This is a genomic window from Elizabethkingia argenteiflava, from assembly GCF_009904105.1.
GTDB lineage: Bacteria > Bacteroidota > Bacteroidia > Flavobacteriales > Weeksellaceae > Elizabethkingia > Elizabethkingia argenteiflava.
In genome coordinates, this window is record NZ_JAAABJ010000016.1 from 1 (window position 1) to 323 (window position 323).

A 323-nucleotide genomic window follows, 5' to 3' on the forward strand; every position below is an offset into this window, starting at 1 on the left:
AAGCATTTGCTTTCTCTATATTGAACCTTCGTTTATATAATTCTTCATCAAAATAATAATAATTTTTGGCTGTTTTATTATTCCTGAGATGGGTTTTAATATTGGCGATTATTTTTTCTTTTTCTAACATTTGTCTTAAATTCTCACTGTCAAATCCTGCATCAGCATTGAGAAACAATCCTTTATGATCTATTTTTACTTCGCTTAGAAGGGACAGAATTTCTTTCAAACTAGCTTCTATTTGGTATAAATCGTGATGATGGCCACTTTTTGGACTTCCCATTGCCAACATTTGTCCCTGGTTATCACACAGAAAAATGCTG

General features: G+C 31.9%; 1 pseudogene. It reads right to left on the minus strand.

Annotation, left to right across the window (positions count from 1 at the left end):
- Nucleotides 1-323 (minus strand): annotated as a pseudogene (locus GNY06_RS00075) (IS5/IS1182 family transposase); the annotation flags it as partial.